The sequence below is a fragment of the Bdellovibrio bacteriovorus genome, from assembly GCF_001592735.1.
In the GTDB taxonomy this organism is placed as follows: Bacteria; Bdellovibrionota; Bdellovibrionia; order Bdellovibrionales; family Bdellovibrionaceae; genus Bdellovibrio; species Bdellovibrio bacteriovorus_D.
Genome location: NZ_LUKE01000006.1, coordinates 262,739 through 284,450, shown reverse-complemented (window position 1 = coordinate 284,450; position 21,712 = coordinate 262,739). Strand labels below are relative to the sequence as shown.

18 protein-coding genes are annotated in these 21,712 nt (G+C 45.7%); 6 read left to right on the top strand and 12 right to left on the bottom strand.

Going from position 1 to position 21,712, the window contains the following annotated elements:
- Nucleotides 1-82 precede the first annotated feature (82 nt).
- Nucleotides 83-4,138, top strand: coding sequence for a beta strand repeat-containing protein (locus tag AZI86_RS18205; protein ID WP_157684768.1), 4,056 nt, complete (start codon nt 83-85; stop codon nt 4,136-4,138).
- 2 nt (nt 4,139-4,140) lie between these two features.
- Here the strand turns inward: AZI86_RS18205 and AZI86_RS18200 are convergent, their stop codons facing one another.
- The 9 genes from AZI86_RS18200 to AZI86_RS18160 all read right to left on the bottom strand — a co-directional run bounded on the left by AZI86_RS18200 (nt 4,141) and on the right by AZI86_RS18160 (nt 12,565).
- On the bottom strand, nt 4,141-4,953 hold the full coding sequence (locus AZI86_RS18200; protein ID WP_061836715.1) for an alpha/beta fold hydrolase: 813 nt from the start codon (nt 4,951-4,953) through the stop codon (nt 4,141-4,143).
- Between the two features lie 49 nt (nt 4,954-5,002).
- Nucleotides 5,003-5,455 carry a 2Fe-2S iron-sulfur cluster-binding protein gene (locus AZI86_RS18195; protein WP_253716020.1) on the bottom strand — a complete coding sequence of 151 codons (453 nt, stop codon included), beginning with the start codon at nt 5,453-5,455 and terminating at the stop codon, nt 5,003-5,005.
- 21 nt (nt 5,456-5,476) lie between these two features.
- On the bottom strand, nt 5,477-6,679 hold the full coding sequence (gene tyrS, locus AZI86_RS18190) for a tyrosine--tRNA ligase (RefSeq protein WP_061836714.1): 1,203 nt from the start codon (nt 6,677-6,679) through the stop codon (nt 5,477-5,479).
- 23 nt (nt 6,680-6,702) lie between these two features.
- The gene (gene rny / locus AZI86_RS18185; RefSeq protein WP_061836713.1) at nt 6,703-8,268 is read right to left on the bottom strand and encodes a ribonuclease Y; all 1,566 of its coding nucleotides are present in this window, start codon (nt 8,266-8,268) and stop codon (nt 6,703-6,705) included.
- Between the two features lie 4 nt (nt 8,269-8,272).
- Nucleotides 8,273-8,848, bottom strand: coding sequence for a 5-formyltetrahydrofolate cyclo-ligase (locus AZI86_RS18180; protein WP_253716019.1), 576 nt, complete (start codon nt 8,846-8,848; stop codon nt 8,273-8,275).
- A 26-nt stretch (nt 8,849-8,874) separates the two neighbouring features.
- Nucleotides 8,875-9,189 (bottom strand): cell division protein ZapA, encoded by a 315-nt coding sequence (locus AZI86_RS18175; protein ID WP_061836810.1) that lies wholly within the window; start codon nt 9,187-9,189, stop codon nt 8,875-8,877.
- Nucleotides 9,190-9,314: 125 nt separating this feature from the next.
- A complete protein-coding gene (locus AZI86_RS18170; protein WP_253716018.1) occupies nt 9,315-9,917 on the bottom strand; it encodes a hypothetical protein in 603 nt (200 codons plus the stop codon).
- A gap of 67 nt (nt 9,918-9,984) precedes the next feature.
- Nucleotides 9,985-10,782, bottom strand: a complete 798-nt coding sequence (locus AZI86_RS18165; protein ID WP_061836711.1) for a hypothetical protein — start codon at nt 10,780-10,782, stop codon at nt 9,985-9,987.
- A gap of 10 nt (nt 10,783-10,792) precedes the next feature.
- On the bottom strand, nt 10,793-12,565 hold the full coding sequence (locus tag AZI86_RS18160; protein ID WP_061836710.1) for a L,D-transpeptidase family protein: 1,773 nt from the start codon (nt 12,563-12,565) through the stop codon (nt 10,793-10,795).
- A 172-nt stretch (nt 12,566-12,737) separates the two neighbouring features.
- Here AZI86_RS18160 and AZI86_RS18155 point away from each other — a divergent pair, with 172 nt between their 5' ends.
- On the top strand, nt 12,738-14,978 hold the full coding sequence (locus tag AZI86_RS18155) for a hypothetical protein (protein WP_157684767.1): 2,241 nt from the start codon (nt 12,738-12,740) through the stop codon (nt 14,976-14,978).
- Nucleotides 14,979-15,010: 32 nt separating this feature from the next.
- Here the strand turns inward: AZI86_RS18155 and AZI86_RS18150 are convergent, their stop codons facing one another.
- The gene (locus tag AZI86_RS18150) at nt 15,011-15,829 is read right to left on the bottom strand and encodes a hypothetical protein (RefSeq protein WP_061836708.1); all 819 of its coding nucleotides are present in this window, start codon (nt 15,827-15,829) and stop codon (nt 15,011-15,013) included.
- A gap of 164 nt (nt 15,830-15,993) precedes the next feature.
- Here AZI86_RS18150 and AZI86_RS18145 point away from each other — a divergent pair, with 164 nt between their 5' ends.
- The gene (locus AZI86_RS18145; RefSeq protein WP_253716017.1) at nt 15,994-16,686 is read left to right on the top strand and encodes an oxidoreductase; all 693 of its coding nucleotides are present in this window, start codon (nt 15,994-15,996) and stop codon (nt 16,684-16,686) included.
- Nucleotides 16,687-16,689: 3 nt separating this feature from the next.
- Here the strand turns inward: AZI86_RS18145 and ftsY are convergent, their stop codons facing one another.
- Nucleotides 16,690-17,880 (bottom strand): signal recognition particle-docking protein FtsY, encoded by a 1,191-nt coding sequence (gene ftsY, locus AZI86_RS18140; RefSeq protein ID WP_061836707.1) that lies wholly within the window; start codon nt 17,878-17,880, stop codon nt 16,690-16,692.
- Between the two features lie 137 nt (nt 17,881-18,017).
- On the opposite strand from ftsY, the gene AZI86_RS18135 reads away from it, so the two are divergent.
- From AZI86_RS18135 to AZI86_RS18125, 3 genes are read left to right on the top strand one after another with little or no spacing between them, the layout of a single operon-like run.
- Nucleotides 18,018-18,785 carry a TIGR02147 family protein gene (locus AZI86_RS18135; protein WP_061836706.1) on the top strand — a complete coding sequence of 256 codons (768 nt, stop codon included), beginning with the start codon at nt 18,018-18,020 and terminating at the stop codon, nt 18,783-18,785.
- Nucleotides 18,785-19,453 (top strand): hypothetical protein, encoded by a 669-nt coding sequence (locus tag AZI86_RS18130; protein ID WP_061836705.1) that lies wholly within the window; start codon nt 18,785-18,787, stop codon nt 19,451-19,453. Before AZI86_RS18135 ends, AZI86_RS18130 begins: the two co-directional genes overlap by 1 nt.
- A 26-nt stretch (nt 19,454-19,479) precedes the next feature.
- Complete coding sequence (locus AZI86_RS18125) at nt 19,480-20,076, top strand: hypothetical protein (RefSeq protein ID WP_157684766.1); 597 nt, start codon at nt 19,480-19,482, stop codon at nt 20,074-20,076.
- A 6-nt stretch (nt 20,077-20,082) separates the two neighbouring features.
- Here the strand turns inward: AZI86_RS18125 and AZI86_RS18120 are convergent, their stop codons facing one another.
- Entirely contained in the window at nt 20,083-21,684 is a 1,602-nt protein-coding gene (locus AZI86_RS18120) for a HAMP domain-containing methyl-accepting chemotaxis protein (RefSeq protein ID WP_061836703.1), read from the bottom strand.
- Nucleotides 21,685-21,712 lie beyond the last annotated feature (28 nt).

Here is a 21,712-nt window from a genome sequence, read left to right as displayed (position 1 = left end):
GTTTACATTAGATACAGTTATTGTGAACGCTAAGTTCACGAACTCTTTATAATAAACAAAAAATATCCGATATGTTTTATACATGAGATTTTCGGTGGCGTTTGTTCTTTCTGGTACGTTCCTCTTAAGCAGCCCTTCTTGGGCCGCCCCCACGTCTTTAACTTACCAGGGTCGCATTATTGCAAGCGATGGTATTCCGTTAGAATACCCTTCGGTTTCTTTCGAATTCCGCATCATGAATCCCTCAGGGTCTTGCGTGATTTATCGCGAGCAAAAAAATGGCGTCGACATGACTCACTCCAAAGGCGTTTTTGACACGCCCATTGGATCGGGCACAAAACTATTCCCCTCAAATTCCACTTTTACGCTTCCGGATTCTTTTGATAACTCTGTGGTGCATCAGTGTGAGGGCGGCGCCACTTATTCTCCGATCGCCAATGACGGTCGTCTTTTGCGTGTGCAGTTTCACGATGGGCGAGGCTGGAAAAGTATTTCGCCTGATAATATTATTCGCTCCGTCCCCTATTCCAGTTACGCTTCCAAGGCTGCGTCGGCCGACACAATCGGGAATAAGTCGGTGGCTGATCTGGTTTTAAAATCTTCAATTCCTACTTGTGCTTCAGGCGAGGTGCTAACCTCCAGCAGCAGTGGAATTTTAAGCTGCGTGGCCGACGCATCCTCAGGCACCGGTGGCAGCGTGACTAATATTGCTACCGGAACCGGACTCACCGGAGGTCCGATCACCACCACCGGAACTATCAGTATCGCCAACGGGGGCGTGGGCACCACTCAACTGGCAGATGGTTCCGTTACGGCGGCAAAACTTGAAACGGTTTCTGGGTTGAGTGCCGGAAGTTACGGCGGTGCCACAGCCATTCCGTCAGTGACCGTTGATGCTAAAGGACGCGTCACTGCTATTTCTACAAACTCCATCACAGGACTGCTGCCGGCGGCTAGCGGTGTAAATGGTAAGTTTTTAAAATCCGACGGCTCGTCGTGGACAGGCCAGAACATTTTATTTAGCGATATTAAAAATTCGGCAGGCGCTTCGGCATTTAACGTGTCGTCATGCGATGCCAACCAAACCGTCGCGTGGTCTTCGCTCACGGACTCATTCACTTGTCAAAATATTGGATCTTTAGATGCTTCGGTCATCACCGCGGGGACTCTAGATGCAGCTCGGCTGCCATCTTCGGTGACCGATGGCCTTTGGTCCTCAGCTTCAGGAAGCATTTATCGCTCCACTGGAAAAGTTGGTATTGGGGTGACCTCTCCCACTTCGAAGTTAGAAGTCAGTTCTGGACCTAACGGCTTTAATCCAGTTTTTAAAATTACGGGCTCTGGCGCCTATACCGCGAGTTATACAAACTCAAAAATCAGCGCGACGGAAACAACAAATAGTACAACAAACGCCTCTAAAATCGGTTTAGATATTCAAAGCACTGGGACATGGACAGGCTCCAATGCGACCAACACAGCGTTGAACGTAAATGCTACCGGAGGCACGACGAATTATGCCGCCATTTTCTCTGGAGGCAATGTTGGTATAGGCACGATGTCCCCCGGGGCCTTGCTGGAGGTCAATGGTAAAGCCAAAGCCCTTGAAATTTGCCTAGGTGCAGATTGCCGCACAAATTGGCCCGCCACCGGGACCGGAACAGTCACGAACATTGCGACCGGCACCGGACTGACAGGTGGCCCGATCACGTCATCAGGCACGATCAGCATTGCCAGCTCCGGGGTTGGCACCACGGAGATTGCCGATGGCGCCGTCACCTCTGCCAAATTGGAAACAGTTTCCGGGCTGAGTGCGGGAAGTTACGGCAGTGCCACGGCCGTTCCCTCAATAACCGTTGATGCCAAAGGACGCATCACCGCTGTTTCCACAAACTCCATCACGGGACTGCTGCCCGCGGCCAGCGGCGCGAATGGCAAGTTTTTAAAATCCGACGGCTCATCGTGGACAGGCCAGAACATTTTATTTAGCGATATTAATGGATCTTTAAATGCTTCGACTATCACAGCGGGCACCCTGGATGCGGCGCGATTGCCTTCTTCGATCACAGACGGCGCTTGGTCTGCCGCTTCGGGAAATGTTTATCGAAATACCGGTAAGATCGGGATCGGAACGTCCACACCGCAAGCATCCCTTGATGTAGTTGGAGGCATCAAGATCGGTGATGATTCTGACTCTTGCCCCGGCACGTCCAACGCCAAAGTGGGGACGATGAGATTTAATGGCGGAAATTTACAAATTTGCGGATCAAGTGCTTGGACCAACGTGGCTAGCGGCGGAAGCGGTTCGCACATTGAATCCGGGACCATTGACATCAATGCGAGCGCCGACTTCACGGTGACATATTCGAAACCTTTTTCTACAACTCCGGTCCTTGTTTTCGGCGCGGTCTCTCAATCTGGATATGCGGAGTCTTTTGGATCTACGATGGGTGCTGCCTGCACGCCTTCCACCACAGGATTTTGCGCTCGCATGGTGCAGTTTAACGGAGGTTACAGCCGCGGAAAGCTTCACTGGGTCGCGATGGATCCCGGGGTCATCAGTGGAATCGGCGGAAGCAGCTCACCCACCGGAGGATCAGGCTCAGGAACCGTCACTGACATTGCAACCGGAACGGGTCTAACAGGGGGACCCATTACCGGATCTGGCACGATCAGCATTGCTAACGGCGGAGTTAATACGACGCAAATAGCCGATGGTGCTGTCACTCAAGCAAAGCTTGAAACTGTCTCCGGGTTAACGGCAGGTTCTTACGGAAGTGCGAGTGCGATTCCCTCAGTAACCGTCGATGCTAAAGGGAGGGTGACTGCCATTTCAACAAGTTCCATCACCGGACTTCCGGCTGCTAGTAGCGCTAATGGTAAATTTTTGAAATCCGATGGATCGATTTGGGCCGGTCAAAATATTCTTTTTAGCGATATTAAAAATTCTGTTGGCGGTTCCGCATTCAATGTCGCTTCGTGTGCCGCTAATCAAACGGTCGCTTGGTCTTCCCTCACCGATTCTTTCACCTGTCAAAATATTGGATCTTTAAATGCTTCGGCGATTACGGCAGGAACCATTGATGTAGCGCGCTTGCCATCTTCAGTGACGGACAGTCTTTGGTCCTCCGCCTCAGGAAATGCTTATCGAACCAGTGGCAATGTCGGCATAGGAACAAACAGCCCGGCTTCCAAACTTCAAGTGGATGGCGGAATTCAAATTGGAAATGACACCGGATCTTGCCCGGGAACTTCCAACATTAAAGTCGGGACTCTTAGATATGTTAGTGGATCAAGCATTGAGCTCTGTACGGGCAGCGGTTGGACCACGATTGGCGCCGCCACAAGTACAGTTGTGTCAGGAACATATACCGGAAACGGTAACGCCAGCCAAAGTATTAATCTTGGGTTCCGTCCTAAGGCTGTGATCGTAAAAAACATCAATGGAACCTATGACGGTCAAACGATCATGATTGATGGAATTCCAGACAATGCCAAGCATCTTCGTTCTTACATATCTAATGGGAATATCGGTGATGAGTTTCATGTTAATATCACCGCGACAGGGTTCGACGCCGAAGGAAATGGTAATGACAGTGTCTTTAACACAAACGGATCTACTTATTATTATGTGGCCATTGGTCAGGGCGGATCGTCATCGTGGGTCGAAACAGGATCGAATGTCGTCAAGACGAGCGGTAACGTAGGTATCGGAACGACCTCTCCCTCATCCCCTCTGACGGTAAACGGAACCATCGAATCGAAATCAGGGGGGATTAAGTTCCCTGACGGAAGTACTCAGACGACTGCCGCAACCGGAATTTCGATTCCCGCAAGAGCTTACGTCGCTTTTCACTGGACGGGAAGTGCCGTTGTCATCGACTCAAGCGTAAACGTATCATCGGTCGTGAGGGATGGTACAGGTCTTTACACGATTACATTCTCAACACCAATGCCAAATACGAACTATTCAATGCTAGCGTCTTTATCCGGAGACGCTGATGTTTATATCCAATCCTCTAGTCACGCGGGCCCCCCGTCCAACAAAACCACGACCACCTGTCAAATAGGAGTCGGCATCACCGGCGTCGGAATGTATGACCCCACCGGATTTTTAGGCCTGACCTTTATCGGGCCATAATCTTAAGACGCGATTCGTGAAGATTCCAGATGTTCTAAGATCAAAGAACAAATTTTTTCAGGTTGAGTTTTAATCGCCAAGTGTCCCGCACCGGTGATAGAAATAACATCTCGGCATCCCATCATATGGGCAAATTTTGAATACGCCACGTGGCTAAATAACATATCTTCTTTATCAAAGATCAGGCGGCAAGAACCGTCGTAAGAAGTCAGCTTTTGCTGCCAAAAATTCCAATCTTCAGAACGTAAGATCCAAGAAAAATGATGAATCATGTGAGCCACAAATTGCAACTTGCGACCTTTCAGATTTTCCACCGCCACGTTGCCTTCGCTGCGTTCATCGCGAAAAATTTGCGCCGCTCGCTTTAAAAAGCGACGACCCATGGGTGTGGCTAACATCACATACACGGATTTTAAGTTTAACGGCAAAGAAAAAAAGAAACGCAACTCCATGGGTAAGAAGTGTTTTACGGGATCCGTCACCATAGGATTGATCAGGATGATCTTATCAATGATATCTCGGTGCTGACATGCCAATCCCCAAGATAAAGCGCCCCCGTAACTTAATCCCGCCAAACTGACTTTTTCTTGGGGGAAAGTATCACGAATGAATTTTGACACCGCTTCGATTTGCACGCTGAAAAACAGTTTATCAGTGGACATGTAGATATGGCTTAAATTCAAGGTGACCACGCGATAGCTTGCCGACAAGTTTTCAGCGATCGTCTCCCAATGCTGAACACTTCCTCCGTAACCATGAAGAAGCAAAAGTAGTGGCCCTTGGCCGCGTTCGCGGTAAGTGATCTTGTGAGACATTCCCTCATTTATCGGTCTTTGACAGAGGGAGTATAACTGGACTTAAGACTTACTTCTTATTTTTGTGATCGTGTTGCTGCGGTTTTTCCGACTTTTCGTGTTTTTCAGGCTTCTCTGGTTTTTCTGATAACAACATCGTGTCGTTCACCGCGTGAGATTCCTGCTGTTTTTGAGAGCGGAAGCCTCGGATTTTTTTGACCTGATTCTCGGAACGATCCACTTGTTCCGAAAGATCGACCGTGACATCCCCGAAACAACGAACCTGGCAGCTAAGACGACGTCCATCGATAAAGTGGCTGGTGCCGATCAGGCTTAGTTCCGCTTTGCTCGGAGGAAGAATGTTAGACTCACCTTCCACGATTTTCACCCGGCATTCCGCACACGACGGAACACCTTTGCAAATCGAACGAATCTCTAACTGATTTTCCGTCGCAATTTTTAAAAGCGTCTTATCAGGCGTACCTTCAACGACGATATTTTGCGGCAAGAATTTAATCTTCATAGTTATTCCTAAACTAGATCGTTATTTCACTACGATCTTTACGAACTTCTTCTTTCCGGCTTTCACGACAAAGCTTTCGCCAGACTTCAGGTTCATTTTCAATTTCGGATCAGATACTTTTTCACCATCAATCTGCACGCCCCCACCAGTGATAAGCCTTGAGCCCTCACCGTTAGAAGCACACAAGCCGGCCGCCACCATCAGGGCGGGCAAACCAATTTCTTGGGCGTTTACCGCGAACTCCGGCACATCGTCCGGCAAACCCTTTTCGACAAAGATACGATTGAATTCATCTTCGGCAGCTTGGGCGGCTGCTTCTGAATGGAAACGTTTGATCAAGAATTTTGCTAAGTTCACTTTCACTTCACGGGGATGTTTGCGTTTTTCTGAAACATCTGTGCGCAGCTGTGACAAACCTTGAGCCCCGATATCAGTTAAAAGCTCATACCAGCGGTACATCAAATCATCTGAAATACGCATGGTTTTACCAAACATATCTTTAGGAGTATCAACCACCGAAATATAGTTATCTAATGACTTAGACATTTTGTTAACGCCATCAATCCCTTCAAGGATCGGCATCGTCAACACACATTGCGATTCTTGTCCATAGGATGATTGCATCTGACGACCTACCAAGAGATTGAACTTTTGATCGGTTCCACCCAATTCAACATCTGACTTTAAATGAACAGAGTCATAACCTTGGGTCAGGGGGTAAAGGAACTCATGAATCGCAATCGGTGTGCCGGAACGGTAACGCTTGGTAAAGTCATCACGCTCTAGCATTTGCGCAACCGTGTATTGCGCCGCCATCTTAATAAACTCTGCCGGCGTCAGCTTATTCATCCAGTGAGAGTTGTAAACAATCTCGGTCTTTTCTGGATCCAGAATTTTAAAGATTTGCTTGGCATAGGTGCGGCCGTTTTCTTCGATCTCTTCGCGAGTCAACATCGGACGCGTTGTGCTTTTTCCGGTCGGATCGCCAATAGCCGCCGTAAAATCCCCGATTAGGAACTGAACTTTGTGCCCAAGATCTTGAAAGGTTTTTAGTTTGTTCAAAACAACAGTGTGCCCGATATGAATATCCGGGCGCGTAGGATCTGCACCCAGTTTGATATTTAAAGGTTTTCCTTTTTTAAGTTTTTTAAGCATGTCTTCATCACTGATGAATTCAGCGACACCAAACTTAATTCTTTCTAACTGCTCTTGAGGACTCAACATCTTAAACAAATCCTTTGCTTAAACTATCGTGCGTGTTCAACAGAACGAGTTTCACGAACAACCGTGATCTTGATGGCGCCTACTTGTGGCATCTCACGCTCAATCTTACGAGCGATATCACGAGACAACATCACGGCTTGATCATCCGTGACTTTGCTGCTTTCAACTAAAACGCGAACGTCTTTACCTGCTTGCAGAGCCAATGTTTTAAGAACCCCGTCAAAGCTGTTCCCGATGCTTTCAAGATCTTCCAAACGGTGAACAAATGAATCCATTTGCGGACGACGTGCGCCCGGACGAGACGAAGACAAGATATAAGCGGCATGAACAATCCACGCCAAGATCGAATGAGGTTTTTCTTCTTCATCATGAGCACGGATCGCGTGACACACATCTTCAGATTCGTTGTATTTTTTGGCCATCTCAGCACCCACTGTCGCATAGCTGCCCTCAACAGTGTGATCAATGGCTTTACCGATGTTGTGAAGCAGACCCGCACGACGCGCGATTTTTACATTCACGCCTAGCTCCCCGGCTAACAACCCCGCGATGTTGGCCACTTCTAAAGCTTGGTTCAAAGCATTCTGCCCTTGGTAGGAACGGTATTTCAGGCCACCGATGATTTTCACTAACTCGGGATGCATGTTCGGGATACCCAGCTCGATCACGTGGCGTTCGCCTTCTTCTTTGATCGATTTCATCAATTCATTGCGTTGCTTTTCAACGACTTCTTCAATACGCGCCGGATGCACGCGTCCATCTTCCATCAATTTTTCAATTGTACGGCGAGCAAGTTCACGGCGAACGGGATCAAATCCAGAAATAACCACCGCTTCTGGCGTATCATCAACGATCAAATCCACACCACAGTGTGCTTCCAACGTTCTGATATTACGTCCCTCACGACCGATGATTTTACCCTTCATCTCGTCACTTGGAAGAGCAAGGACACTCACCGTGCGCTCAGAAGTGTATTCAGACGCAAATCTTGAAAGTGCGGTCGCCAAAATACGTTTGGCTTTTTTCTCAGACTCTTTATTGGCTTCGTCTTCAATTTGGGCGATCTTTTTTGCGGCTTCTTGCTTTGCTTCATCTTCAAGCGCGGAAAGCAATTGTCGACGGGCTTCTTCTTGAGTCATCGCCGCCACAGACTCAAGCTTATTTTTAAGCTGATCGATATGCGCTTCGCCTTTTTTCTCGAGATCTTTGATACGATTTTCAGAGATCGCAATTTTTTCTTCACGGTCCTTAAGAGTATTTAAATAACGATCGTTTTCTTCCATTTTTTGTTTGAATTGATCATCGATCTCTTTCAAACGACGCTCTAACTGAGCCTCTTTGTTTTTAACTGTGGATTTTTGCTTGTGAATGTCCGCTTCAACATTTTTACGGGCGCGGGATTCAAAATCCTTCGCTTTAGTTTCAGAATCTTTTTTAATTTTAGCGGCTTCTGATTTCGCTTTGTTGACGATTCTTTCAGCTTCAACGCGAGCTGATTTTTTAGAATTTTCGTCTTGAATCTTTTTAATGATAAAGACAACCGCACCACCCAAGATAAGCGCAATAATGGCGGTAATTACAATTTCCATTTTCTTACTCCTGATCTTCCTTATGAAAATCCCTGCATGCGACAACCCCAGATTCTGTGATCAGGTAATCCACCTTCACATCATGAGCCTCTGTGGGCAAAGTGTCGGGACTGATCTGAAAATCAAAACAGATACCGACTTTGATCCCCCGGTAGGTTTCAAGAGTCTTGTCGTAAAACCCTTTTCCCTTACCCAGGCGATTGCCATTCTTATTAAAAACTAATCCGGGAACCAACACTCCTTGAAGATCCGTCACCGCGACTTTCGGGGATTGAGCCGACGGCTCCATCACTCCATAAAATCCGGGCGTGAAATCCTGCCCCAGGTAAAACTCTAAAGCTCCCTCGATCATTTTGGGAAAAGCCCATGTTACGCGCGAGATTTTAAAAACCTCTTCAACACTGGCTTCTTCCTTGAGTGCTCGATAAGCGCCCCAAGTTCCACTTTGCTTGAGCATAAAGCCCTGCAAAGCCTGGTTGAGTTGTTGTTGGTTTTGAGCAAGGCCTTGTGCAAATTCTTGAGCACACAAAGACTTAAAGAAGGAACGACATTCCTTTTTAGAGTTCCAATTTCGATTCAAAGGACACTCCAAGAGCTTACAACAAGTTAGTTGTTCAAAACCTTATTGCTGTTGTTCTTGGAATTTTCGAGTTCTAAAGAAATACGCAAAGCTTTCTCTTCAAGCTTTTCAAGCTCGCGATGCGCTTTTCTTTTAAGGAGGATCAGTTCTTCGGCCAAATTCATCGCAGTTAAAACTGCGGCATTCTGGTAAGAACCGTTCTTGGTTACAGACAGGGCTTGATTCATTTTGCTGTTTACAAATTGGACGAGCTCATCCACCGTGGCATCGTCATGAGAGGTTTTTAATTTGTAAGGGACACCCGCGATAAGAAAATCGAAGGTCTTTTTGTCAGAGTTCACCGTCACCTCAGCTGCACAAATCAAAGTAATCCTAAAAGTGTTCCTAAACCTTTTAAAACTCTAGAAAATTCCTAGATCAACACTTTAAAAAGTATAGCCTTTTTCAAAACCCTTGTTCAACAGATTTATTTCTTAGAACAAGTGCATATAATGCCGAGATCACTCCTCTTTTCGCAGGAAATGGAGCGCTGATACAGACGGTCCATCAGATCGTACTCTTGGACTTCATTAAAGTTGCGCGAGTAAGTGGCGCTCACATTGTTAAGCTTCGTGTCATTATACAAGGACTCATCCGATTTAATGGTCGAATTTAAGAGGAAATTATTGATCACCTCTTGTTTTGGGTTTTGACTCTGGTTCTTGGTCAACTTGATGTCGGTGACGACACCCTTGGCGTCGACTTGCTGCAAAATCAGCTCAGTCTCTTTCTTTCTTCCGGGCGGCGTCTTGGTTCGCAGAATCAAGTTGGTAAGTTGTCGCTCCGAGTCCAGGTACTGGACCTTTCTTTGACGCAAAACAGAGTCACGGGTCGGAAACGTTTTGTCCGCCACTTCTTTAAGCAGATTTAAGTCTACCTTAAAGCTGAGCGATTCATTTTCTAGTTCAGGAAAACATTTAATCAGATTTTCGTAAGAGACCGACACGGGTTTTTTGGGCGCGGTTTGCGCAAACGCGATTGCGCCCGTAAGGGCAAATAAAAATGGAAATGCAAACATCCGTGTCATCATCGTGATTCAGGGTAATGAAAGACACGAACGGGTTCAATGCTTTTTCTTTGAACCCGTGTTTTAGATCTTAATAAAGTCCGCCGCCCGTTTTAACGATGACCGCTTTGCCCCCATCGGCTTGAACTTTGTAAACGCCTGGGAAAACAGCCACAAAATCTTGATCCGTCATTGGGGCTGATACCAAATAACGCGGATGTTTTGATGGAATGACATCACCAGGTTCAGTGACCCAGTTTTCGGTGAATGTGCCGTCGTTATTAAAAACGTACATGGCAGCAAGGCCTGCCGGGGATTTTGCTTGGGTTACAGAGGCGCAGACTTCTTTAGCCTCATCGGAAGCATTATAAAAATCTTTTAAGCGAGAACATACATTGTAACTAAAGCGCTGAACAAAGTCGCGCTCCCACGCACCCGTTAAATAAAGATCACCGAAGTTTTCCTTATCCAAACGGAAAAAATGGCGCTTCATATAGTACATGCTCATAAGAATTTTATTCTGTTCAACAGTGCTAGAGAAATCGCGATACACGCGAATCTTTTGCCCCTTCACCGTCGCGGGAACGGCCACGCGTTCCAAATTCAAATTCGTCGTTTGCCCGGCAGTCACGCGCACCATTTCAGGGTTGATCGAGTTTTCAAACCCAACAATGTAAGACCCTTCAGGAACGGCTTGCGGCGTATTTAAGTTAAAGAAAACAGGATCATCACACGCGCCGCGCTTCGAAGTATCACAACGTACCGCTTTCACTTTTTGCATGATCTGAAATTTACCCGCCTGACCATTCACCTGCAATGAACCGGTGGCTTGGGCCTGCGCAATCCCGGCAAACAATAAACTAGAGAAAATAATCCAGATATTTTTCATAATTTTCTCCTTAGAAAAGCTCGCCCTTGGCGCGGTAGTTTTTGATTGCCAGTTCGATGCGTTTATCTTGGCCGTAGGGGTCATCAACAAATCTCATTTTTGTTCCACTAGACATTGCAGATAAATACAACATATAAACTGGCATAGGATTTTTCAGATATACAGACATGTCCCAATATTTGTAATCGGCAACATTATATCCATCGCGAGGAATAAATGAGCGAACGCTTTTTTGGCTCCAGTCTGTTTTATCAAGATCTTCCCATCTAATTTTTGGTTCTTTGCCTTCTCCGTAAATTTTCCCCGAGATTAAATAGTCAGCGAGGTTCACAGCCTCCTCTAAACGCACGCAACCCGAGCTTTTATGTCTGTCTTGATATTTGTTTCTAAAAAGATCTGGATCATTAGTGTCATGCAAGTAAATTGCCCAAGGATTTTGTAAAGGGAACTTCACGACACCCAAGGCATTCTTAACAGATGGATTCTGTTTAATGTAATAATTGAAATTTTTCGGGGTGAGATTCTTCCAGTCAATATAGTACAAATCTCTTTCCGGAACTGGAGCTCCTGTGTTTTCCGACATAAGAACCATGTCATGTTCATCTAGATATCTTTTCCCGTAAGTGCGCAACTCTTGAAGCTTATCTTTAATGGTAATGCTTCGAGGAGCGGTCCAGTATGGATTGATATTCACATGCTTGATTACGTCTCTCATTGAAGGTGTTCTACGGAATGGCTGACCATTTACTGAGTTAAATGTTAGTATGGGATCTTCGATATCGCGACCAACATCATAAACACCGACTTCAGTCATCGCCAAGTTAACGAAAATATGTCGGGCTTCCATGTCGCGTGGTAACCAACGAAGCTTCTCCATATTGATGATTACTTTATTAATTAACTCATTCACATCTGTATTAAGAGCATTGATAGTACCAGAACTTCCCGCCGATATTTTTCCATCAGCAAATAGTCCATTATACTCCTGAAATTCAAAAACGACGGCCTCAAGCTCACTGTCATAAATGTCACTCGTAAGATTACCACCCTTATATCCCAACTCAGTTAGGCGAGTGCGCAGAGTTAGCACCAAAGGATTTTTGACATTTTTTTCTAAGGTCACCTTCGATTGAGGAATTTGTGCCCAAGAACCCTGTGCTTTCACCGTTCTTAGTTTTGCTAACATTCCCATCAAATTGGCATAATGATAGTGGTATTTAGGTGCAAAGTTCTCCAAGGCATCGGGCATTGATTGCGGACCATAAGAGACCGCCGTATTCAATTCTGCAAATTCTTTAAATATTTTCGCCGAAAATTTAATATCATCATCAATTTGCATTGGATCGAATCTTCCCACTGATAAGTGAGTCACATAACGAATCAGTGCTTCAGAAGCCGCCAACTCAAAAGTGATCCAGTTGCGAGGATTAGAAAGCGCCGCTTTATACAAATTCTCAACATCGCCATCCCAATAATCAGAGACATTGAGGCCATGGCGATCCGCCGTTAAAAGAATGCTACGGAGAGCCTGCGCCATTGCCGTGGGAGCACCATTTGAATCCACCCAAATAGCTTCGTATCCACGCAAAGAATAAAGTTTATTTAAAGTGTCTGAATGTAGGATGAAATTGCCCCAAGAGGGCTTAATGAGAGGAACCAAAGCCTGACGGCCTACGTAGTTTTGAATAACGGATGCTTCACCGTAAGCATGCGATACCACGGGGGCGAGCAAACCGAAGCCCATTCCGACAATTAAAGACCGCTTTATCCATGTTTTAAGCATAGCAATACCTCTTCCGAGGTTTTATAGTTCAAGGAAGGTGCCAGATCGAAATGGCCTGAGCCCCATTTCAAGTAACAAGGTTTTGACAGGAAACCTAAATCGTCACCTTTTTCAGTAAACACTTAGAACCCCGATACATATAATATAGATAGACGATTTCGTTCGTCTCAAAATGAGACTGTTGTATGGAATGCTCATTGAACTCTCCATTTATATGATGAGGAAACATCGCGCGAAAGCCATTAAACACAGTCTCGTTGTAGATACCCTATCCGTCTGTAAAACAATTTTGCAGTCTTCAGCCCGTGTCGCGCTCTCTTCGTTATTAATCTTATCAATGGTTTCTTGCGGACCTGGCGGAAGCCAAGGGCCTACACAGTACATTACCAATTATGGTTCAGATAAAAAGTTGCCTGATGATGACGGCTATACAGGATCCGGCGGAACCGGAGACGGTGGCGGCGGTCAAGGAATCTTGTGTTCCGCTGATGTCAAAAATCCTGAGTACCGATCTAAGCTTTTCGTTCGCGATATTTTTGAAGGCATTTATAACTCAAAATTGAAAATGAAAACCATGAGCGGCCCTTTTGGCGAGGGCTCTGAAAAGGTCGGCCCGGAATCGATTAAGTTTTTAATTTCTACATTGAAGTCATTCTATGGGCCCGCGATGCAACAACTAGAAATTGGCCGCGAAGAGTTCTGGCAAGAATTCGTATCTAGAATCTCCTTCTTAGATGAAGACGTTCGTCTTTACCCAAGCCAAGACGCCAACTCCCCAATCGCTTTACCCAACGGCTGCAAAATCGTGCAAATTGCATATTGGGATGACTCTACAGGACGCGGAGAAAATGGCACACTTTACATAGATAGAGCGCAATGGAAAAAGCTGGATTCTTTAAACAAGGTTGCATTGCTTGCACACGAGTATTTTTTTAAAGAAGCTCGCATCGCAGGATACAAAAATTCAGACTTGGTCCGTAGTCAATTAGCTCAGATATTTTCAAATTCTAATATAAAGCCTCTTTTCCCAGAGGGAAGTCAGCTGAACGGATATTGCAAGGGAACCAACCAGGCGGATCCCCACTCGGTGATTCACCTTTATACTGCTTCGACTCTTGGCGCGCGATACTTAGTAATCCCCTATTTCAGATCCTCAAATATTTCGATAAGTTCCCTAAAAGGTCAATCTTTCCGACTTCCAGATGATCGTGTGCAGAAAGCTTTAGAAGATATTTCTTCGATGTCAAAAAAGGAATTCTCAAATAAAATAAGCCCCGATTCCTCGCCCAAAGGATGGGCTGGGTACTTTAACTCCGCATCAACGAATATTCGAATCTCCATAGAAAATCCCTTCGTAATTAAGAAGGCAAGGGAGCGTGTTATTACAAAATCGGATGTGCGCATGAAGATTTTTGGTAAAATAAAAGATCATTTGATCGAAACGGTCTTTAAAAATGAACCGAGTTTTTTGGAAAATGAACTATTGATGCGAGCCTACATACACCTCAATGCAGAAATTGATACATTTATTCAAAAGGGAGAATATCCAAAGGCATTCCTGAGTTGGCACTCCGAATTATACAACCTAATAAATAGCCAGAAAGATGAAAAATTAAGAGGAACTTTAAATTTCCGTAAAGTTGTGATCGAATTGCCAATGCTACTTTACAAATACAGAACGGAACTTATATCAGAACAAGAACTCGAAAGTTTATTTGAAGATGATAAAAGATATTCAGAAGATACGTACTCCATACAGGGTATAGCGAAAGGCGAAAAGGGTAATGAAAATATCTATTTCGAACTCACCTGCTACTCAGGTTCGACTGTCTTTGCTTCTCAACCAGAAAATAACATTCTGAAAGGATCTCCCGTCCGCGCAGGTGATGACAAAGTACCCTTTCAGTTCCAGTACTCAGATTTTCGCACAAGAACGGATTACTTCGACGAGGAATATTATCGCGGCAAGATTGAGACCATGCTTTCCGCGGCTCTAAGTGGCCACAAAACAGAGATTGACCCGATGACCAAAACGGCAAGCCTAAAAACATGCGATCTCTATACAATTGATGGCTGCTCCGACGAACACCGGTTAGCGTACAAACTGGCAAGAACTAAGTCAGTTAATGTATATAGATGCCATAGTCCGAATTGGCTTAATGAACGGTTTGAAGTCACCCTAAATTCTTCGTCTCAAAGAAGGTGTATCGTCATTGAAATACCAGAGGAAAAAATGTACTACGAGATGAAGTTGGTTGAACAAAATGAGAAAATCCAAGATGAATATAATGTTATTCACACTTCGGAAGTCTCGTTGGTGCCAGAACCATCTTATCTAGACACCAGACGATTTCAAGAAAGACAGGCCGAGGGCAGGCAGCACGAACACAACCCCAACGACCCCGGCCCATAACAAAGCGCCGGGCCCTGAAACAGGACCTGGTACTATTTAGCCGGAGCAAGCAACGTGCGGAGATTGAATTCAACGATCAATTCGCCGTTTGTTTTTTGCAGAAGATTGTATTCGTAAGGCATGCCTTGTTCAGTATCAACGCACTCTTTGCCATTGAGTTTTTTAAGGCGATCGGTTTTTAATTTCACGGAACTTAAAATCACCGTACTAGTACCTTCGTTACAAGCTCTATCGTAAGTAGCCTGAGTGCGAGAAACCAAAACAGGAACTTTACGACCGTCCTGCAACAGGTACGTTCCTGTCGCATATTTCGTCGTGACTTCGCGTTCGTTGTTATACTTGCAACCCGTACCGAAGTTCATAAATTTTTGCAGTTCGTTCGCCCATGTGGATTTAGACGTCACACAAGACTTACCGGTTTTGCATTTGGATGTGAATCGACTGTCCTTTTTTAAAAGTGCTTCAATATTTGCATCCGAGCTTTTCGCACTTTCAATAGTAGACGAAAATACCGCGTCTTTCCCGATGGAAACCAACTGGGTATTCATGGTGAACTCAACGGTGTTCAACTGACCGTCGGACATTCTTCCTCCACGGAAGTTTTCAACGAAACGATCGCCTTTTGCCAAAGTTCCAAATGAACTTGTCCGACAGGCTTTGGATTTCACATTTAAAGACTTTAAGCGCGCAGCATAATCACTGTCCGTGATTGCTGCTTCATCGTTTAATGCTTCCACTTGAAAACGCGTGACGTCCATACGGCGATTGTCAGCCCCACCGCCTTCTTTTTTTGAACATGCCGCCAAAGATAAAGCCGCTAAGACTAATATATAACCAGCACGAACTTTCATCGAAACACTCCTTGAAAGCTGGCACTTTACCAGACTGTCCTTATCCTCAAAAACTGTCAAAAAACTATGAACCGGTTCTTACAAAACCGGTGCCCCATATCGTCACTTGAGCCGTTCAAAGCCTTCCCTTGCCTGAATATAAACGACATGGGACAATTCCCTCCATGATGACCTATCCAACCACTATCACACTTATTGGTGCCACCGGCCTTGTCGGCGGCGAGCTTCTTTCCATCCTTTCGCAAATCGCAGAGGTGAAAAATATCAAAGCCGTCACTCGCCGTCCCTTGGGGAAAATCCCTGCGCGCACCGAAAATATTGTAATGAACTTAGATCAGATGGAAGGACAGGTGGACGCCTTAAAGGCTGAAGTTTTCGTGTGCTGCCTGGGCACCACGATCAAAACCGCCGGATCCCAAGAGGCCTTTCGCAAAGTGGATTATGAGTACGTCATGAGCTTTGCCCGCGTGGCAGAAAAAGTGGGCGCAAAAAAATTCTTAGTGGTTTCGGCGATGGGCGCCGATGCAAATTCCAGCATCTTTTACAACCGAACCAAAGGTGAAATGGAGCGCGACCTGAAAGCTCTGAATATTCCGCAAATTGAAATCTTTCAGCCTTCTTTGATTTTGGGAGACAGAAAGGAACATCGTTCCGGTGAAGCCTTCGCCCAGAAATTATCACCACTCCTAAATCCACTGCTTGTGGGGCCTTTAAAAAAATACCGAGCGATTGAAGCGACGACTATCGCGAAAGCCATGACGATTGCGATCTTGGACTTCCATCCCGGCAGGCACACTTATCGTTCCGACAAAATCCAGAATATCGTGGACGAAACCGCAAAGCTTCGCCCGAAATAGTTTCTATTGAAATAAAGAGTCGACGAACTCTTGGGAAGAAAAAGGGCGCAAGTCTTGGATGCGCTCGCCCACCCCAATAAGCTTGATGGGAATTTGCAGTTCTTGCGCTAACCCCACAGCCACGCCCCCTTTGGCGGTGCCATCCATTTTGGTTAGAACAGCGCCCGTTAAGCCTAGAGCTGTATGAAACTCTTTAGCCTGCATCAAAGCATTTTGGCCCGAGTTGGCATCAAGCACGATCAACGTTTCATGGGGCGCCTCAGGGATGACCTTGGTCATCACGCGTTTCATTTTTTTGATTTCTTCCATCAAGTTTGCCTGCGTGTGCAAACGTCCTGCCGTATCAACGATAACAACATCATACCCTTGAGCTTTGCCTTTAGAAACGGCATCAAAAGCCACGGCACTTGGATCGGTGACTCCCTCTGGAGAGAAGATTTCAACCGCCGCGCGGTCCGTCCAAACCTTAAGCTGTCCCCCAGCTGCCGCACGGAAGGTGTCGCCCGCAGCGACTAAAACTTTTTTGCCTTCTTTTGCAAGTTGAGCCGAAATTTTACCAATTGATGTGGTTTTGCCTGCGCCGTTCACGCCAACAATCATCAAAACAGTCGGACCTTCAGCGGCAAATTTAATTTTAGAAAGAATGTTTTCATCACTCGCCGCCGAATGAGAATCGGCAAAGATGTTTTTAATTTCTTCTTTTAAAGCGACGCGCACTGTTTCGTAGTCGCCTTTTTCTTTTTTTGAAAGGCGATCTTCCACCGCACCCATTAAGCGCTGAACAGTTTTAGGACCCAGATCACTGGTATAAAGAACTTCTTCGATCTCTTCTAAGTGAGGTGCTGGGCCTGAAGATTTGAACAAACTGCGAATGCGTCCGAAAAGATTTTCTTCGGTTTTCTTTAAAGCCTCTTTCAGATCCACCGCTTTTTCAAAACTGGGTGCTTCGATATCGGAAACAATTTGGCCCGTGGAATCCACGTGGGCTAGTACTTGTTCTTCTTGCGCGACAGTTTCGGGAGGAATCAAATCTTTTTTGGCCGTGTGGGCAAGCTCTGCCGCCTTATCTTTGGCTTCGCTGCGCTTAAAGCTGCGATAACCCGCGTACATAATTACGCCGATAATCACCGTAAACAAGAGTGCTACGAAAAGTAGTAGAAGTTCGATCTGTTGGCCATGGCCGGGTGACATCATATTAAACCCTCGTTTTTGTGGCTTTTTTACCCTATGGAACCCCCTTAGACCAGCTTAAATTGGAATTGTTTCAAGGGGTGAAACACTGTTTCAAGGAATCTTTGACGCCTGAAACACCGCCTCGATATGTTTGAAACATGGAAACAGAATCAAGCGTCCAAAACTATGCTTCAGGTTTGTTGAAACGTGAACTGGAGCTTAGAAAACAAAAGAATCCTCGTTACTCTTTGCGCTCTTTCGCTAAAAATTTAGGCATGAGCCCCGCCCAGCTATCCCAGCTGATTTCTGGCAAAAGAAAGTTCAGTCCTGAAAGTTTACGTCAAGTTTCAGAGCAGCTGCATCTTTCCCCCGAACAAGTGGCGACTCTTTTTTCACGGACCCTCATGCCTCAACCCGCAGGCAGCCCCGAAGAACAAAAACGCAAAAAATTGGCCGAAGATGAGTTTCGCACCATCGCTGATTGGTATCACCTAGCCATTTTGTGCTTGGGTAAAATTCGCGGCGCCAACGCCGATGCTTTTTGGATGGCGGATCGCTTGGGCATCACGCCGGCTCAAGCCCGCGAAGCTTTAGCACGACTAGTTCGTTTGCAAATTATTGAAGAAGGTAAAATCTTTAAACGGAAAACCCCCTCCCTCAACATTTCCAGTGAGATTCCTTCGGCCGCGATCCAGTCCTATCATCATTCGCTATTGAATATGGCGCAGGAAAAATTACGCGACACTCCTCCCGAACGACGCGATTTTTCGGCGATGACGGTGGCCACCGACCCGGCTAAACTGCCAGAGATTCGAAAAATGATCGAAGAGTTTCAAGATCGCCTTGCGGCCTTTGCCGAGCCCGGAAATCCCCAAGAGGTCTTTGTATTTTCATGTCAGTTTTTTTCTTTGGAAAGGAATAAGTAATGCTTAGAATTCTTCTTGCTTCTACTTTATTGCTAACTGCTTGCGCCAGCCGAAAGTTAAGCCAACCGGCGGACCTCGTTTCGGCCTCAACCCAAGTGAACTTAGAAATCAGCTCTGAGATCATTCACGAATACACAGACCCTTACAACGTCGTGATGCAAATCAATCTTGAAAGCAAAGACGGACAATGGATCCGCGTGGATTCTGCAGAATTAGATCTCACAAACACGGATGGCATCGTTCAGAATATTATTATCGGTAAAGACCTGAATGCATGGCTACAAGCCAAGGCCGAAGAAAAAATGATCCGTGAACAAAATGCCGATATCACCTCTTTAGGTCTAATATCAGCAGGCATGGTGCTGGCCACTTTAGGAGCCACTCAAAATAACAATGGCACTTTGGCAGCAGGTGGCTTAGCGGTCGGCGGCGCCAGCTCTTATCTGATGTCGAATGAAATTCGTCGCAATAAAGCGGCAGCTCAACATGCCAAGTGGATTCCAGAGACCCATTTGTATGTGCCGTTTACAATTCCTTCTATGAGCTTAGTAAAGCGCTGGATCTTAATTAACTCCCCTTCAGGACGAGTTAATCGTAAAGCGATTTTACGTCTTAAGACCGTCGAGGGTGAAACATTGACCTACAATATTTATTTGGCGGGCAAATGATAAAACTAATACTGACGCTAACATCCTTGAGCTTTTTTGGCATAACCGCTTTTGCTAACGGAGAACGCGTGGGCAATGGCGGCGACATCGTGGTGTGCCCGAAGTCTCAAGACATCTTGGATTTTTACGAAAATGCGGGTGCCGTCCGTGCATTTAAAACCGAGGGCACGCGCGAGAAAGTCTTAGAAGAAGTTTTTCGCAACTTAGAACGTCTAAGCCCACGACAAGCCAAACAATACAAGACACGCGCGTCTGAATTTATGGACGATACGGAGTTTAAAAAAGATGTGGCCTTAACGGACATCAAAGACTCAAAGCATCTTTTCACACCGAAAGAAAAGGACTGCTCGGTCCAACAAATTGCGATTCGTCGTAAAGAAAAAGGTCTTGAAGGCAAACGCTTTATTGTGGATGAAACTTTGTGGAATCAGTTGTCGCCGCGAGGACAAGCGGGTCTTATCATGCATGAGGTGATTTACGAACACCTCTATAAACTCGGGGAAGAAGATTCCGTGCGAGCCCGCAAACTCAATGCCTATCTATTTTCGAACAAAGTTTTTGCGGACTCGCAGGACTCTTACTGGAGATTTATCACTGACTTGAACTTACCTATTTATCGGTAACTTTTTTTAAAACCCTGAGACATTTCCAATTTTTCTGGTCTGTCCTTCTTCAAAATCTTTTTCATCTAGCGGCAATAATGTTGCCGCTTCTTTTTTCACTTCCTTACGTGTCGCCACGGCTTTCGGAGTAAAAACTTTTTTATTCAAATGCTTTTCTGATTTTGGCTCAACAGCGCCAACACCATTCACGATACTGCGAAGATCTACAACCAAATCCGCCAGAAGAACCGCTTGGGCTGACATTTCCTCTGAGGACGCGGCCACTTCTTCAGATGAAGCCGCATTACCTTGCGTCGCTTGGTCCAACTGATTCATCGCCTTAGAGATTTGTTCTAAGCCGCTTGATTGTTCTTGGCTGGCCACAGAGATTTCGCTGTTGAGGTCTGAAACCTTTTTAACTGAGGTCACGATATCCTTCAAAACCACGCCACTTTGACTTGCAATGTGAGCGCCACTTTCACTCTTAGATACGTTATCTTGAATTAATGAAGTGATGTCTTTAGCCGCGGCCGCACTTCTTTGCGCTAAATTACGAACGGCTTCAGCGACAACCGCAAAACCTTTTCCTTGCTCCCCAGCGCGAGCGGCCTCGACGGCAGCATTCAGAGCCAAAAGATTTGTCTGGAACGCGATATCGTCAATCACGTTAATGATTTCTTCGATTTTTTTAGAACCTTTGGCAATCTCTTCCATGGCAGAGATCAGCTTATTGATCTCGCTTTCACCTTGTTCGGCAGATTCACGAGATTTTTGTGATAAAGCGTTGGCCTCCTTGGCATGATCGGCATTTAATTTGACCATGCTTGAAAGCTCTTCTAAAGAAGCTACGGTTTCTTCAAGTGAGGCTGCGGCCTCTGAAGATCCGGCAGAAAGCTGTTGGCTGGCCGCCGACAATTCATTACCCGACGCTGAAGTTTGATCTGCAGCACTTGAAATATCGCCACTGATGCGACCTAAGGATTTCGCCAAACTGCTTGCGAACATATATCCAATGGCCGTTGCCACGATAAATCCAAAACCGATTACGATGCCCACCAAAGTTTCTGCTCGACTAGAAGCCGCGGCCGCTTGCAATTTTGACTCGCTGACACGCGCATCATGGAAAGCCAAAAGATCGGAAAGAGCCTCATCATGGGGACGACGGACTTTCGGAATCTCTTCGTCAATCAACTTATCAAGTTTAGCTTGATGATCAGGCTGGCCTGCCAATTTGATAACTTCTTTGGCGACATCCGTGAACTGATTCCATGTCGTTTCGGTTTTTTTGAAATACGCTTCTTCTCCCGGTAAAAAAGGAGTTTCTAGATATTTTTTTGTGAACTCCTCATAACGAGCCAAAGACTCGTCGAATTCGCGGGAATAACGCGCGATTTCGTCCGGCGTTTTCGCCATTGTCGAGCGAAGCATCACACGGTTTGCTTCTTGCGCACGATACCGCAAACGACCTACCGCTTGAACATTCGGAAGGTTTTGATTAGAAATAACAGAGAAGATACCAACCACTTGGCGATTTGAATACCATCCGATACCGCCAACGACTATTAATAGTGCTGACAAGCAAATAAAAGCGGACAGCATCTTCGTTTTCAAACTCAAACTAGCAAACATCTTAATTTTCCCCCTAGTGGTGTTTTTA

Coding starts and splice junctions, on each gene's coding strand:
- AZI86_RS18150 (WP_061836708.1), bottom strand. CDS start 15,829: ATGAAAGTTCGTGCTGGTTATATATTAGTCTTAGCGGCTTTATCTTTG.
- AZI86_RS18195 (WP_253716020.1), bottom strand. CDS start 5,455: ATGAAGATTAAATTCTTGCCGCAAAATATCGTCGTTGAAGGTACGCCT.
- ftsY (WP_061836707.1), bottom strand. CDS start 17,880: ATGATGTCACCCGGCCATGGCCAACAGATCGAACTTCTACTACTTTTC.
- AZI86_RS18135 (WP_061836706.1), top strand. CDS start 18,018: ATGGAAACAGAATCAAGCGTCCAAAACTATGCTTCAGGTTTGTTGAAA.
- AZI86_RS18200 (WP_061836715.1), bottom strand. CDS start 4,953: ATGTCTCACAAGATCACTTACCGCGAACGCGGCCAAGGGCCACTACTT.
- AZI86_RS18170 (WP_253716018.1), bottom strand. CDS start 9,917: ATGATGACACGGATGTTTGCATTTCCATTTTTATTTGCCCTTACGGGC.
- AZI86_RS18120 (WP_061836703.1), bottom strand. CDS start 21,684: ATGTTTGCTAGTTTGAGTTTGAAAACGAAGATGCTGTCCGCTTTTATT.
- AZI86_RS18160 (WP_061836710.1), bottom strand. CDS start 12,565: ATGCTTAAAACATGGATAAAGCGGTCTTTAATTGTCGGAATGGGCTTC.
- AZI86_RS18145 (WP_253716017.1), top strand. CDS start 15,994: ATGATGACCTATCCAACCACTATCACACTTATTGGTGCCACCGGCCTT.
- tyrS (WP_061836714.1), bottom strand. CDS start 6,679: ATGTTGAGTCCTCAAGAGCAGTTAGAAAGAATTAAGTTTGGTGTCGCT.
- AZI86_RS18165 (WP_061836711.1), bottom strand. CDS start 10,782: ATGAAAAATATCTGGATTATTTTCTCTAGTTTATTGTTTGCCGGGATT.
- AZI86_RS18155 (WP_157684767.1), top strand. CDS start 12,738: ATGAGACTGTTGTATGGAATGCTCATTGAACTCTCCATTTATATGATG.
- AZI86_RS18205 (WP_157684768.1), top strand. CDS start 83: ATGAGATTTTCGGTGGCGTTTGTTCTTTCTGGTACGTTCCTCTTAAGC.
- AZI86_RS18130 (WP_061836705.1), top strand. CDS start 18,785: ATGCTTAGAATTCTTCTTGCTTCTACTTTATTGCTAACTGCTTGCGCC.
- rny (WP_061836713.1), bottom strand. CDS start 8,268: ATGGAAATTGTAATTACCGCCATTATTGCGCTTATCTTGGGTGGTGCG.